Origin of the sequence: Hymenobacter psychrophilus (assembly GCF_900107135.1) — a bacterium.
GTDB classification, from domain to species: Bacteria; Bacteroidota; Bacteroidia; order Cytophagales; family Hymenobacteraceae; genus Hymenobacter; species Hymenobacter psychrophilus.
In genome coordinates this window covers 115,621-129,928 of record NZ_FNOV01000012.1, presented here as the reverse complement: position 1 = coordinate 129,928, position 14,308 = coordinate 115,621, and the positions used below count along the sequence as shown (strand labels likewise).

10 protein-coding genes are annotated in these 14,308 nt (G+C 60.8%); 5 read left to right on the top strand and 5 right to left on the bottom strand.

From position 1 onward, the window contains the following. Window positions 1-19: 19 nt before the first annotated feature. The 4 genes from BLW21_RS17265 to BLW21_RS17250 form a co-directional block, all read right to left on the bottom strand. Window positions 20-3,526, bottom strand: a complete 3,507-nt coding sequence (locus BLW21_RS17265) for a hybrid sensor histidine kinase/response regulator (RefSeq protein ID WP_175471027.1) — start codon at window positions 3,524-3,526, stop codon at window positions 20-22. Window positions 3,527-3,616: 90 nt separating this feature from the next. Further along, entirely contained in the window at window positions 3,617-5,659 is a 2,043-nt protein-coding gene (locus tag BLW21_RS17260; protein ID WP_092742465.1) for an OmpA family protein, read from the bottom strand. A gap of 87 nt (window positions 5,660-5,746) precedes the next feature. Further along, window positions 5,747-6,742 carry a tetratricopeptide repeat protein gene (locus tag BLW21_RS17255; RefSeq protein WP_175471026.1) on the bottom strand — a complete coding sequence of 332 codons (996 nt, stop codon included), beginning with the start codon at window positions 6,740-6,742 and terminating at the stop codon, window positions 5,747-5,749. A 215-nt stretch (window positions 6,743-6,957) separates the two neighbouring features. Next, window positions 6,958-7,251 carry a hypothetical protein gene (locus BLW21_RS17250; RefSeq protein ID WP_092742461.1) on the bottom strand — a complete coding sequence of 98 codons (294 nt, stop codon included), beginning with the start codon at window positions 7,249-7,251 and terminating at the stop codon, window positions 6,958-6,960. A 167-nt stretch (window positions 7,252-7,418) separates the two neighbouring features. On the opposite strand from BLW21_RS17250, the gene BLW21_RS17245 reads away from it, so the two are divergent. Next, window positions 7,419-7,841: a BrxA/BrxB family bacilliredoxin gene (locus BLW21_RS17245; RefSeq protein WP_092742458.1), complete on the top strand. Its 423-nt coding sequence runs from the start codon at window positions 7,419-7,421 to the stop codon at window positions 7,839-7,841. 164 nt (window positions 7,842-8,005) lie between these two features. Continuing rightward, on the top strand, window positions 8,006-8,932 hold the full coding sequence (locus BLW21_RS17240) for a glycosyltransferase family 2 protein (protein WP_092742455.1): 927 nt from the start codon (window positions 8,006-8,008) through the stop codon (window positions 8,930-8,932). Window positions 8,933-9,054: 122 nt separating this feature from the next. On the opposite strand, the gene recQ is transcribed toward BLW21_RS17240, so the two are convergent. Then, on the bottom strand, window positions 9,055-11,253 hold the full coding sequence (gene recQ, locus BLW21_RS17235) for a DNA helicase RecQ (RefSeq protein WP_092742444.1): 2,199 nt from the start codon (window positions 11,251-11,253) through the stop codon (window positions 9,055-9,057). A 181-nt stretch (window positions 11,254-11,434) separates the two neighbouring features. Between recQ and BLW21_RS17230 the strand changes: the two genes are divergently transcribed. The 3 genes from BLW21_RS17230 (at window position 11,435) to BLW21_RS17220 (ending at window position 14,263) form a co-directional block, all read left to right on the top strand. Continuing rightward, window positions 11,435-12,415 carry a KpsF/GutQ family sugar-phosphate isomerase gene (locus BLW21_RS17230; RefSeq protein ID WP_394331659.1) on the top strand — a complete coding sequence of 327 codons (981 nt, stop codon included), beginning with the start codon at window positions 11,435-11,437 and terminating at the stop codon, window positions 12,413-12,415. A gap of 79 nt (window positions 12,416-12,494) precedes the next feature. Then, window positions 12,495-13,130, top strand: a complete 636-nt coding sequence (locus BLW21_RS17225; RefSeq protein WP_092742442.1) for an ABC transporter ATP-binding protein — start codon at window positions 12,495-12,497, stop codon at window positions 13,128-13,130. Window positions 13,131-13,138: 8 nt separating this feature from the next. Next, a complete protein-coding gene (locus BLW21_RS17220) occupies window positions 13,139-14,263 on the top strand; it encodes a hypothetical protein (RefSeq protein WP_139255284.1) in 1,125 nt (374 codons plus the stop codon). Window positions 14,264-14,308: the final 45 nt, after the last annotated feature.

Below are 14,308 nucleotides of genomic sequence, written 5' to 3'. Positions count from 1 at the left end.
GCAGAATTCCATCAACGGCTCAGGTTGCCCGCCGCTGCTCCAGCAGCGGGTACAGGGCCTGCAGGCGGCGCTCTATTTCGGCTAGTTGAGCAGGCAGAGCCGGGGACGGGGGCACCTGGCGGGCCGCGGCCTCCACCTGTTCCAGCAGCTGGCAAAGCTGCGGCAGACCAAAATACGCCGCCTGGCCCCGCAGCTTGTGCGCCGCCTCGGCCAGCGCCGGCCCCGGCAGCTGGGGCAGCTGCCGGGCCAGCGGCGGAACCTGCGCCAGGAAGGTGCGCACAATCTGGCCCACAAAAGCCGCGCTGCCCCCGGCCAGCTCCTCCAGCAGCGTCCAGTCGGGTGGTTCGGGGGCGGTTGCTTCGGTGGGCCAGAGAAGTCCGGCCGGCGCGGCGGGCTCAGTGGCGGGCTCAGTGGCGGGCTCAGTGGCGGCCTCAACGGCGGGAGTGCGGCCGGTGTAGTAGGCGAGGCGGGCGTAGAGCACGGCCGGGTCGAAGGGCTTGGCCAGCGTGTCGTTCATGCCGGCGGCCAGGGCCAGCACCCGGTCTTCGGGCAGGGCCGAGGCCGTGAGGCCGATGAGCGGCAGGCGGGCCGGGTCGGGAAACAGCTGGCGCAGTTGGCGGGCGGCCTCGTAGCCGTCCATTTCGGGCATCTGCACATCGAGCAGCACGGCGTCGAAGGGCTGCTGGCGGGCGGCTTCCACGGCCAGCCGGCCGTTGTCGGCCACCGTCACCCGCACGTTCCAGGCTTCGAGGGTGCGGCGGGCCACGAGCTGGTTGAGCAGGTTGTCTTCGGCCACCAGCACTCGCAGCGGGGGCTCGAAGGGCGGCAGCACGGCCGCGGCCTCGGGCAGGATGGCGGCCACATCGGCCGGCCGGGCCGGAATTTCAAACCAGAAGGTGCTGCCCTGGCCCTCGGCGCTTTCCACCCACAGCTGCCCGCCGTGCAGCCGCACCAGGTTGCGGGCGATGCTCAGGCCCAGCCCGGTGCCGCCGTACTGGCGGGTGGTGCTGGTGTTGGCCTGCGAGAAATCCTCGAAAATAGCTTCCTGCTGCTCGGGCGCAATGCCGATGCCCGTATCGCGCACTCCAAACCGCAGCACCTGCTCGTCGGGCGCGTCGGCAGCCGGACCGGTTTCGAGCAGCAGCGTGATGCCGCCGTGGGCCGTGAATTTGAGCGCGTTGCCCACCAGGTTCACCAGCACCTGCTGCAGGCGCACCGGGTCGCCGGTAATGGCCGTGGGCACCTGGGGGCCGGTTTCGGTGCGCAGGTACAGGCCTTTGGCATCGAGGGCGAAGCGGAACATGGCCTGCACCCGCGCCAGCAGCGCGGGCAGCCGGAACGGCACCTGCTCCAGCGTGAGCTTGCCGGCTTCCATCTTCGAGGAGTCGAGGATGTCGTTGAGAATAACCAGCAGGTTCTGCGACGACGACTGAATGGCCTCCAGGTACTCCTGCTGCCCGGCATCGACGCGGGTGCCGCGCAGCAGGTGCGTGAGGCCGATAACGGCGTTGAGCGGCGTGCGGATTTCGTGGCTCATGTTGGCCAGAAACTGCGCCTTGGCCCGCTGCGAGGCCTCGGCCGCGTCGCGGGCCACCAGCAAATCGGCGTTTACCAGCTCGGTGGCTTCCTTCTGGCGGCGCAGCTCGGTGGTGCGCTCCTGCACCGTGGTTTCGAGCTGCAGCTTCTGGTGGCGCAGCGCGGCGGTACGTATCCTCAGCAGCCCCCAGATGCCGCCCACCACCGCCGCCACACTCAGCAGCGCAAACCAGCCGGTTTGCCAGAAGGGCGTGGCGACTCCGAACCGGGCTGTGGTGGCGGGCCCCCAGGGGCCTTCGGAACCGCGGCGGGCGCGCACCTCGAAGGTGTAGCTGCCGGGGCCGAGGCGGGGAAAATCGGCCTCGGTAAAGCCGCTGGCACGGCTCCAGGTGGGCTGGTAGCCGCGCAGCCGGTACTGGTACTGCCAGGTGCCGGCCGGGGCCAGGCTGGCGGTGCGGAAAAACCAGGTGAGATGGTGCGGCCCCACCGGCAGTTCGGCCAGCGAGCCGGGCCGGCGCGAGGTTCCGTTCACCTCCACCGCCACCAGCGACACCCGCGGCCGAGCCGGGGCCGGCAGCCTGGGCAGCCCCACGCGCAGCAAGCCGGCCCGACTAGCCAGCAGCACGGCCGGGGCGGGGCCGGCCAGCAGCCCGGCGGCGTTGGGCAGCAGCTGCCGCACCAGCGGGTTGCCGGGTGCAGTGAGCGGACTAAAACCCGTCCCCCGGCCCAGACTCAGGGCTTCGGCGTGCTGCACCACCAGGCCGGCAGGCGTGGGCAGCAGCCCGTAGCAGTAGTTGCTGGCCAGCCCGCTGTTGCGGGCAGTGAACTGCCGAAAATGGCCGTTTTCAAAGGCGAACAGCCCGTCGCCCTCGGTGCCAATCCACACCCGGCCGGCGGCATCCTGGCAGAGGGCCGAAGCCTCAATGCCGCCGGCCAGCACGCGGTACACCCGGAATGTACCGGCTTCAAATACGGCCAACCCGGTGCCGTGCGTGGCGAACCACACCCGGCCCTGCCGGTCGGGCAGGATGGCGTAAATGTCGTTGTGGAGCAGGCCGGTGGCGGTGGTGTAGTGGCGGAGTTGGCCCTGGTGCAGATAAAAAGCCCCTTCGCCTACGGTGCCCACCCACAGCCCACCGGCCGCATCCTGGGCCAGCGCCGTTACGGTCAGCCCGGCCGGCAGCTGCTCCAGCGCGAGCCGGTTCGCTTCGGTTTTGGCATTGAGCAGCAGCCGTAGTTTCGACTGCCACGCGGCCGCCGCTTCGGTTCCGGCCACGGCCCAGCCTGCGCCATCGGGCGCTACCGGGGCGCCGGGGCCGGGCGGCAACGGCTGCGGGCTGATGCTGCCATCGGGCGCGGGCGCCAGCCGCAGCACCTGCCCGGCGCGGGTGGTGGCCAGCAGCCCCGACCCACGCCCGACCAGCGAAACCAGACCGGGTAAAGGCAGCAGCGAAACGTGCGGGTCGGTGAGCCGCCACAGGCCCTGCCCGGCCGTCGCCAGCAAGTAGCTGCCTTCCGCGTCGCGCAGCACATCGGTCAATACCAGGTCGGGGGGCAGGGCCAGCTGGTAGCGGCGGCGCAGCTGGCCGAGGCGGGCGGTGTCGGGGGGCGGCAGGCCCTTGGTGGCCCGTAAGCCGGTTTCGGTGGCCGTGGCTGGGCGGAAGCCGGTGCCCTGTTCAACAGAAAGCCCGCCCTGAAAATGCTGCACGGCCAGCCGGCCGGTGCCCGGGGCCAGGCTCAGTTGGGTTACAAAGTCCTCGGCCAGCCCTTCGCGGGTGGTAAAGGTGCGGAACGTGGTGCCGTCGAAGCGCACCAGCCCTTCGGCCGTGCCCAGCCAGAGGTAGCCGGCCCGGTCTTGCACCAGCGCATAGATAAACGGCTGTGGCAGCCCCTCGGCCGCTCCGAACTGCTTGAGCGCCTGCCGGGCCGGCAGGCGCTGGGCGGCGGCAAATTGGGTGAGTAGCAGGAGAAAAACGAGCAGGCGGCGCATCAGGCAGGCAAGATACATGCAGTGGCGGCCCGCTGGCGGCTTCGGCGTTCAGCCACCACCTTTTCTCGGCGAAACAGGGCCGGCAGGCGTTTACTTGCCCGTCACCTTGAACTCGGTGCGGCGGTTGAGCTGGCGGTTGGCTTTGGTGGTGTTGGGGGCCACGGGCTGGGTGTCGCCGTAGCCGGCGAAGGTCAGGCGACCCTTCTCCACGCCCTTGCCCACGAGGTAATCGACCACGGCTTTGGCACGGCGCTGCGAGAGGTCCTTGTTGTAGGCATCGGCGCCCACGTTGTCGGTGTGGCCCGAAATTTCGAGGCGCAGGGCGGGCGTTTCGGTCAGCAGCTTGAGCAGGCGCTCCAGCTCGCCGGTGCTTTCCTTGCGCAGCGTCGCCTTGTCGAAATCGAAGAAAATGTTGTTGAGCACCACCTTCACGCCCAGGTCGAGCTTCTTGAGGGCAATGTCCTTTACGACTTCCGAGTAGGCTGCACCGGCCGGCAAATCGAAGTTCTCGGAGTGGAACAGGTAGCCATCCTTGCGCACTACAATGCCGTAGTTCACGCCCGAAGGCAACGACACCAGGTAGCGCCCCGACTTCTCGTTCGACTGAAACGAGGCAATGACCTGATTGAGCGAGTTGTCGATAACGTCGATGGTGGCTTCCAGGGGCTGGCGGCTGGCTTCTTCGCTCACTACGCCCTTGAGAATGGTTACCTGGGCCGCCACAATGGCCACCGGCGGGGCCAGCAGCGTTTCCTTCACCGGCTGCACCCGGCTGGCCAGCAGCTGGTCTTCTTGGCTGAGCACGGGCGGTTTTTCGGCCCCCAGAAACGTAATCTGGTAGATGTCTTTGCCGCCCAATCCGTCTTCGCGCACCGAGGAGTAGTAGCCGTGCCGGCCCGAGGCGGAAATCACGAAAAACACGTCGTCGTCGGGTGTGTTGATGGGCCAGCCCAGGTTCTCGGGCTTGCTCCACTTGCCGTTCTCCAGCACCGATTTAAAGATGTCGTAGCCACCCATAGCGTCGTGGCCCTCCGAGCTGAAGTACATGGTTTTGCCGTCGGGGTGCAGAAACACGCCTTCCTCGCCGTACTGCGTGTTGATGACCGGGCCCAGGTTCTGAGCCGGCCCGCGGCCCTCTAGTTCGATGCGGTAGATGTCGCGCGAGCCCAGGCCGCCCTCTTTATCGCTTACAAAAAACAGGTTGCGACCGTCGGGCGTGTAGGAGGCCGACGACTCGTGGGCCTTGGAGTTGATGCGCGAGCCCAGCTTTTGGGGCTTGCGCCACTCGGTGCCGCGCAGCTCGGCCTGGTTCAGGTCGCCGCCGTTGTCTTCGAGGTATACCAGCAGCCGCTGGCCGTCGGGGGCGAGCCCCACGGTGGCGTCGTGGCCGTCGGTGTTAAGGGTCTCGCCCAAGTTGCGGGCCGCGCTCCAGCCATCCTTGCCCTCGCGGGTGCTCTGGTAAATATCCTCGAAATAGCCGCCCAGCTCGGGGTCGGTTTTGCCGCCCGTTGAGCCCTCGCGGCGCGAGGTGAACAGGATAACCGACTCGTCGGCCGTGATAACGGGGCCGTAGTCGGGGTAGGGCGAGTTTACGCCTGGTCCGGCGTTATCAATAAACACGCGGGTGGGTTTGGCGGCCAGCCGGCGGCCGTTTTCGCACTCCTTTATTTTCTTTTGAATATCGAGTACCAGCCCGCCCGTATTTTTGGTGCCGCTGGCCGGAACAGCCCGCTTGTACTCGGCAATGGCCGCGTCCCATTTGGCATTCAGGTGCAGGCCCCGGCCCAGCAGGTAATGAATGCGCGGGCTCACATCGGGGTTGAGTTGGTAGGCGCGCTGCAGGTACTCCAGCGCCCGCGGCTTAAAGCCCGAATGCAGGTAACAGTCGCCTATTTTAAGGTTGAGCTGGTCGTTGTTGGGGTTGAATTGCTGGGCTTTGAGGTAGAACATCAGCGCCTGCTCGTAGCGCGCCGGGTCCGAATCGTAAAACGCGTCGCCGGCCTTCAGGTCTTTCTGGGCCGCCTTCAGGCCGTCCTTGTCGTTGCCGAACCGGTCTTTGCTGAACTCCACACTCTGGGCCGAAGCCGTGGCGCAGGCCGTGAGCAGCAGAAAAGTGAGCAGGTACTTGTGCATAAGAAGCAGCAGAAGGGCGTAGCGTGGCTGCGCCCCCGGTTGAAAATAGATGAGGCCCCGGCTGGGGCAAAGCAGCGGCGCGCGCTGCTAGGGGCAGCCCGAGTTGGCAGCGTGCGTGCTGCCTACCTCCAGGCCCAGCTCGGCGGCGCGACGCCAGTCCTGGCAGGCGGCATCGGGCTGGCGGAGCATTTCGCGGGCGTGGCCCCGGTTGAGGTAGGCATCGGCGTAGTCCTTGTTCAGGCTGAGGGCCTTGGTGGCGTCGGCTTCCGCTTTTTTGTAGTCTTCGAGCTTGAGGTAGGCGGCGGCGCGGTTGTTCCAGGCAAAGGCGTAGCCGGCATCGAGGGCTACGGCCCGCCCAAAATCCTCAATGGCGCCCTTGTAGTCGGCCTGCTCGTAGCGGGTGGCGCCGCGGTTGGTATAGGCCAGCGCATTATCCTGCTTCTTGCCCAGATACGCGTCGTAGTCCTGCAAAGCGCCTTTCAGGTCGGCGGCGCGGCGGCGGGTACCGGCCCGGTTCAGCAGGGCCGGCAATAGCTCGGGCTGCAGCGTGAGGGCCTGGGTGTAGTCCTGAATGGCGGCGGGCAGGTTGCCGAGTCGGCGCTGGGCGCTGCCCCGGTCGTGCCAGGCGTAAGCGTAAGCGGGGTCGGCCTTGATGGCGGCGTCGAAATCAGTCTTGGCCGCCGCGTAATCGGCCTTTTCGAAGCGCAGGGCCCCACGGTAGTACCAGGCCGGGGCGTAGTCGGCCTGCAGCTCGGCTGCCCGGCCGTAGTCGCGCTCGGCCTCGGCGGGCTGCTGCAGAGCCTCTTCGGCCCGGGCCCGCCCGAAGTAGGGGGCAAAGGTGCTGGGTTCGAGCTTGATGGCCTGGTCGTAGTCCTGCACGGCGGGTTGGTAGTCTTTCAGCTCGTAGCGGGCGGCGGCGCGGTTGGTGTAGGCGCGGGCAAAATCGGGCTTCACGGCCAGGGCCTTGTCGAAATCGAGTACGGCGGCGCGGTAGCTTTGCTGCTTGAACTTGGCCAGCCCGCTGTTGTAGAGTCGCTCAGCCTGCTGGTCGGGCGGCAGGGTAGAGGCTCTTACGCTATCCACCTGGGCCCGGGCTGCAGCCGCGCTCAACAGCAAACCCAGTAGTAAAACAGAAATTTTCCGCATCGTATCCCGCCGATTTCAAAAGCGTGGGATAAATGTAATTTTTTCTGCTGAATATGGCTAATGAGGCGGCTTAATTACTTGGATATTGATTTTTATCAAGATGTAATAGTGCTGTAAAAGTTGGAGTGGGCTGAAATACGGTAGCAGCCCACTCAGGCAGGCAGCTGGGTTTTTACTATTTCCTGCCATTCGTGGCGCAGCGAGCCATCAAACTCAGCGCGGCCGGCACGGCGGTACCAGTAGGCCGCATTATTAAAATCACCCTGCTGGCGGTGCAGAAACGCGTGGAGCCAATCGAAAAGCGGGGCATCTTCGTGCTGCTGGGCAATGGCGTGGGCCTTGTGCCACTCGTCGCGGCCGGCGTGCCAGAGGGCTTCGAGCAGGGGTGAAAGGCCGGATGGCACTGCGTGTTGAGTCTGGGAATTGAGGAAGTTTTGGTAAGTCATATGGCCGAGTTGAGCGATACAGAAAGGTATCGGATAGTAAACTTCTGCGGACCGGCCGGGGTTTTAGCTACCGGCGACGGCCGTGCAGCAGTAGTTGCGTAATTTTACGTCGCCGCCGGACAACGTGTCCGCCGAGAAGTACATTTTCTAACGCCTAGCTTTCACCTATGGCCACCTATCCAGAATACATGGTTGCGCCCATCCGCCAGGACCTCACCGAGGCCGGCTTCGAGCAGCTCATGACCCCCGAAGAAGTTGATAACGCCCTGTCGGCCGACAGCGGCACCGTACTGGTTGCCGTGAACTCGGTGTGTGGCTGCGCCGCTGCTAAAGCCCGTCCGGCTCTCAAAATGGCCGTTTCCAGCTCCGATAAGAAGCCCGCCAAGCTGGTTACCGTGTTTGCCGGTATGGAGTCGGAAGCCGTGGCCCAGGCCCGCCAGCACATGCTGCCCTACCCGCCCAGCAGCCCCTGCATCGCCCTGTTCAAAGATGGCGAGCTGGTGCACATGATTGAGCGCTACCACATCGAAGGCAACGACCTGATGCGCATTGTGAATAACCTGCAGGGCGCTTTCGAAGAGTACTGCTAGGTTTCAATGCCTCGTGCTTAGGAGCAGAGCCAACTAACCTGAGTGCAAAATATCCGCAATAAAGCCCGTGGCCGCCCGCTACGGGCTTTGTTGTTTTCACTGTAGTCGGCGCCATACGCACCCCCAAACCGGGCTGATAATTACCAGTCGTTAACTTCGCCCTTATGCTCGACTACTCGGTGGTGGTGCCCGTGTACCAGGGCCAGGATACGCTGGTGACTCTCACGGCACAGCTCCACGCTTTTTTTATCGGCACCAACCGCTCGTTCGAAATCATTTTCGTCTACGACTGCGGGCCCGAGGGCTCCTGGGCCGTTATCCGGGCATTGCAGGCGCAGTACGGGCCGGCGCTGGTACGGGCGGTGCACCTGACGCGCAATTTTGGGCAACACAATGCTTTGCTGTGCGGCTTTGGCGAGGCGCAGGGGCGCTTTATCATCACGCTGGATGAAGATTTACAGCACCGCCCCGCCGATATTGAGCAGCTGATTGCCCGGCAGCAACAAGGTAACTTTGATGTGGTGTACGGCGTGCCGCAGGAGTTGCGGCATTCGCCCTTCCGCAACTTTGCCTCGCGGGCCATGCGCCAACTGCTGCGGGCCGGCATCCCCGACCTGCATCCGCACTTCTCGGCCTTCCGGCTGCTGAAGGCCGATATTGCCCGCGCCTGCCTCGACATGCGCAATTCCCACACCTTCCTCGACGGCTACCTGACCTGGCTGACGACCCACGTGGCCAGCGTGCCGATAACGCACCAGCCGCGGGCGGCGGGCCGTAGTGGCTACACGTTGGGCAAGTTGCTGGCCTATTCACTCAACATCTTCGTCACCTTCTCCAACCTGCCCATCCGCCTGCTCACGGCGCTTTCGGTGCTTGTATTTCTGGTTACCAGCGCCTACTCGGCCTACGTGCTGGGACGTAAGCTGCTCTACAACGATTACCTGCTCGGCTTCCCCTCGCTCATTATCTCCATCGGCTTTGGCGTAGGCCTCATTATGCTAGGGCTGGGTATTGTGGGCGAGTATATCTACCGCATCAACCTCAAAACCACCCGCCGCCCCAACTTCGTGAAGCGGACGATGGAGGACTAGAACGGCAACGCGAAGCGGTAATCAAGCAAAAGCTAAGGGCCTTACTCCACTGGAGTAAGGCCCTTAGCTTTTGCTTGATTACCAGCATCTGAACGTCAAGCTAACAGCTGTCAGCTCAGACATTAATTCGCTACTTCGCTCAGAAACTTGATCCGCATCAGGCGCAGATCCTCCTCGGTGTAGTCGTCGGTGCCTAGTTCTTTCAGGGCCACGGCAATGTTGTCGGTGCTGGCCGACATGAAATAGTCGTAGATGTCCTCCTGGCGGCTCTGGTCGAGCACGCCGTTGATGTAATAGCCCAAGTTGAGCTTGGTACCGGAGTAGCAGATGTGCTCAATTTCCTCCATCAGCTCGCGCATGTCGAGGCCCTTGGAAGAGGCAATTTCCTCCAGGTCCATCTTCTTGTCGATCTGCTGGATGATGTAAATCTTGATTTTCGACTTGTTGACGGCCGATTTCACCACCACATCGGCGGCCGTCGTGATGTCGTTGTCCTCCACGTACTGCTTGATGAGCGTGAGGAAGGGCTCCCCGAATTTCTGGGCCTTGCCCTGCCCCACGCCCGATACGTGGGCCAACTCCTCCTGCCTGGTAGGGAAGGTGGTGGCCATTTCCTTCAGCGAAGGGTCCTGGAACAGCACGTAGGGCGGCAGGTTCTTCTGGTTGGCTACCTTCTTGCGCAGCGCCTTCAGCATGTCGAACAGCGCCTCGTCGTGGCCAGCAGCCAGCTGCACGTCTTCCTGCTGCTGCTCCTCCTTCACTTCCTCGTCGTAGTTGTGGTCTTTGGTGAGCTTCATAGAATGCGGGTTTTCGATGAAATCCAGCCCTTTCTGGGTAATCCGAATTACGCCAAAATTTTCCACATCCTTGGCCAGCAGTCCACTAAGCATGCTCTGCCGCAGCAACGAGTGCCAAAACTGCGCATCGTGGGCCTTGCCCTGGCCATAAATCGGCAGCTGGTTGTGGGCATAGCTGATGACGTGCGGGTTCGACATACCCATGAGCACCGTGCCGATGTGGTCGAGGCCGAACCGCTCGTTGGTCTGCACTACCGCCTTCAGGGCCAGTAGCACCTCATCGCGCGCCTCAAACCGCTCGCGCGGGTGGCGGCAGTTGTCGCAGAAGCCGCAGTCGGTGGCGTACACCTCGCCGAAATAATGTAGCAGCTGCTTGCGCCGACAAACGGCCGAATCGGCGTAGTTGGCCATTTCCTGCAGCAGCTGCTTGCCGTTGTCGCGCTCGGTTACGGGCTTGTCCTTGTTGAACTTCTCCAGCTTCACGATGTCGTCGTAGCTGTAGAACATCAGGCAGTCGCCATCCATGCCGTCGCGGCCGCCGCGGCCGGTTTCCTGGTAGTAGCCCTCGATGCTTTTGGGGGTGTCGTAATGAATCACGAAGCGCACGTCGGGCTTGTCGATGCCCATGCCGAAGGCGATGGTGGCCACAATCACGTCGCACTCTTCGTGCAGAAATGCGTCCTGATTGGCCATGCGCACGTGCGGGTCGAGGCCGGCGTGGTAGGGGCGGGCGCGCACATCGTTTACGCGCAGCAACTCGGCAATTTCCTCCACCTTCTTGCGGCTCAGGCAATACACAATGCCCGCCTGGTCCTTGTGCTGCTTCACGTACTGGATGAGCTGCTTCTTGGTGTTGTGCTTGGGCCGCACCTCATAGTACAGGTTGGTGCGGTTGAAGCTCGTCTTGAACACCGAGGCATCATCCATCTGAAGGTTCTTCTGGATGTCCTGCTGCACTTTGGGCGTGGCCGTGGCCGTGAGGGCAATAATGGGCACGCCGGAACCCAGGTTGTCGATAATGCCACGGATTTTGCGGTACTCGGGCCGGAAATCGTGGCCCCACTCCGAAATGCAGTGGGCCTCATCAATGGCCACGAAGCTGATGGTCGCTTTATTGAGAAACTCGATGGTTTCGTCTTTGGTCAGGCTTTCGGGGGCTACATACAGCAGCCGCACCTCGCCGCTAATCACGTCGCGCTTCACCCGGTTCATCTCCGATTTGCTCAGCGTCGAGTTCAGAAACTGAGCATTCACGCCGAACGCGTTGAGCTGGTCGACCTGATTTTTCATCAGGGCGATGAGCGGCGAGATGACGATAGCCGTGCCCGGCAGCACCAGCGCCGGCAATTGGTAGCACAGGCTTTTACCGGCCCCGGTGGGCATAATAACGAACGTATTGTGCCCGGCAATTACGTTGTTGATAATATCCTCCTGCACGCCGCGGAACTGCCCGTAGCCGAAAACTTCCTTTAACTTGCCCTTCAAATCAGCTGGTTGCTGGACTTCGGGGGTTTCCACTGACATCGACATCCGCACTACACTTGTTTAGTTGATAGACTGATAAAGCGGCTACTTCGGGCCGCTTCCTCAATCTAAGGATTTTACCGGGATTTGAGGCCGGGCAGGCGAAACGGCGGGGCCGGCCGCGGCCAGATAGTCCCCTTCGCTTCGGCCCCGATTTTCGAACCGCACTATCAAATTTAGATTGAAACTGCCAACCGAACTCCATCGCATCGCAAAAAAAGTGCTTCTGCTCGAAGCAGAAGCCATCCAGGGCGTCGCCGCGGCCCTCGACGAACGCCCAGATTTTGCACAATGCGTAGAAGCAATTCTGGCCCGCCGCGGCCGCGTAGTGGTCACGGGCATCGGCAAGAGCGCCCACATTGCGGGCAAAATGGTGGCCACCTTCAACTCTACCGGCACGCCCGCGCTGTTCATGCACGCCGCCGACGCCATCCACGGCGACCTGGGCATGATTCAGGCCGATGATTTCGTCATTGCCATCAGCAAATCGGGCGACACGCCCGAAATAAAGGTGCTCGTGCCGCTGCTCAAGCGCAAGGGCGTGCCGCTGGCCGCGCTGGTCAGCAACGCCGATTCCTACCTAGCCCAGCAAGCCGACTTCATTCTGCACGCGCCAGTAACCCGCGAGGCCTGCCCCCACAACCTGGCGCCCACTACCAGCACCACCGCCGCCCTGGCCCTGGGCGACGCGCTGGCCGTGTGCCTGCTGGAAAGCCGCGACTTCTCGCGCCACGACTTTGCCAACCTGCACCCCGGCGGCACGCTGGGCAAGCAACTCTACCTAAAGGTCGGCGACCTGAGCCGGCAGAACCAGCAGCCCCAGGTAGCCGAATCGGCCCCGCTGCACGACATCATTCTCGAAATTTCGGGCAAGCGCCTCGGCGCCACCGCTGTGCTGGCCGACGATGGCGGTGCGCTGGTGGGCATCATCACCGACGGCGACCTGCGCCGCATGCTGACCGACCACGCCGGCCGCCTCGACGCCGTGCGGGCCCGCGACATCCTCACGCCCAGCCCCGTTACGGTCGATGTAGACGATTTCGCCGTGGAGGCCCTGGCCCGGATGCAGGCCCGCAACATTACCCAACTGCTGGTAACCGAGCAGGGCCGCTTCAGCGGCTTCATTCATCTGCACGATTTGCTGCGCGAGGGGCTGGTGTAGGTATGGCCATGAATGTCAGTTGAAGTATAATTACCCAGCGGTGCATACGTTAGGGCCAGCAACCTTCAACACGGCTAAAATGCTACAGCTATGTAATTTCAGGAAGTCATATAAAAATCACCTTATTCTTCAGGTAGATGCGCTCGATATTGCGCCGGGTGTGTATTGGGTGCAGGGTGCTAATGGCTCGGGTAAGAGTACTTTTTTAAAGGCATTGGCTGGCATAACGCCTTTTGAGGGCAATGTTATCTTAAACCAGGAAACGGATAGCAAGAAGCAATCAGTGGCTTACCGAAGCGCGGTGAACTTCGCGGAAGCTGAGCCAATATTCCCCGATTTTTTGACTGGCATTGAGTTAATCAAGCTATTTAAATCTGCCAAGCAGGGCCCCGAAAAGCAGGAGGAATTCTATCTGGAAACTATGCAGATGAGCTCTTACGTGCATGACCCGATAAGCACTTATTCGAGCGGAATGCTCAAGAAACTGTCGTTGGTTCTGGCCTTTATCGGCCGGCCTGAATGTATTCTGCTGGATGAACCACTCAATGCGCTCGATGCCGATGCGCTACCCGTTTTGTACTCGTGGATTGCCACGCAGCAGCAAGAGCAGGGAACAATGTTTCTGCTCTCCTCGCATCAAGTATTCAGCCAAGGTGTTTTGCCGGCCTTATCAGTGCTTTCGGTTGAGAATAATACGGTGAAGCATAGCACATGAGTAGGTCATTGACTCGCCCCCTGATAAAAATATTTGCCAGTGGGTTCTACCGGGAGAATACTGGTTTACTCCTTACGCTCTTTATCCTGATATTTATCAATTTTTTTTATACAAACGTTTTAAATCAGACGCATCTTACGCACGAGGAGCTTATTCAAAACGCCTTAAAGCTAGTAATTAGCTCAGTTAGTGAGCCTTTAGGCGTTATACTACTTCTCAGTGTATTTTTCATCTATAGCCTAAAGAGCTGGCAATATGTAGGCAAACGCTTGGGTAATATGGATGTACAGTTTTTGTTTTATAGCATCAACTCAGCACCCTGGAACCGACAGCTGCAATCATGGTTTGTTACTCAATTTATTATATCGATACCAATCCTGATTATCGGACTTTACGCGGTAATAGTTGGGGTTGTCTTCGGCTATTGGCTCACCCCTTTTTTAATCATAATATATTTAACAGGTATTATTACTTATGGCGCTTACCACTATACTACGTCAGTAAGCAAAGTGCTGGCTGAGTCGTTTGAAACAGGTAATATAACTTGGCTGGGGAACTGGCATAAGCCTCTCTTTAGTTTGTTCCTATACGAAATAGTAGCCAGAAAGCGCTTCGCCTACCTTGTAACCAAGCTGGTATCATTCGCTGGTGTCGTGTTGTTATTTAGTGTATTCAACGAATTACATACTGATGTCAGAATTTTTGGGGTAATAGCTTTATGGGTTGCGCTATCGCACGTGATCTTGCTCTATCAAGAGAATAAATTCGATATGCAATTCATGCGCTTCGCCCGCAACTTTCCTCAGAGGCAATATCGGTTGCACATACAAAAAATGATTTTATGGATAATTGTTCTGCTACCGGAACTGCTATGGTTTCTAGTAGTGGGTGGATTAAATAACGGATTGACTGGTATTTTATTGACTATGAGTTTACTGCTCTTATTCGGTACTGTCCTTAAGATTATTGGTCAACGCATGTACTATTATCTGAGGCTGACATTCGGACTTTCTATCAGCTTTCTCCTCATCAACCTGTTTGGGCTTACATTACCGCTTGCTATGACTAACATTATAGCCGCCTGGGCTTTACTATACCTTTATCGTAACCGATTGGTGATGGAGGAGGCATAAAGTAGTTGGCTTGCTGCAGTCATCCTCCCGATGGCAGCCCTCGCG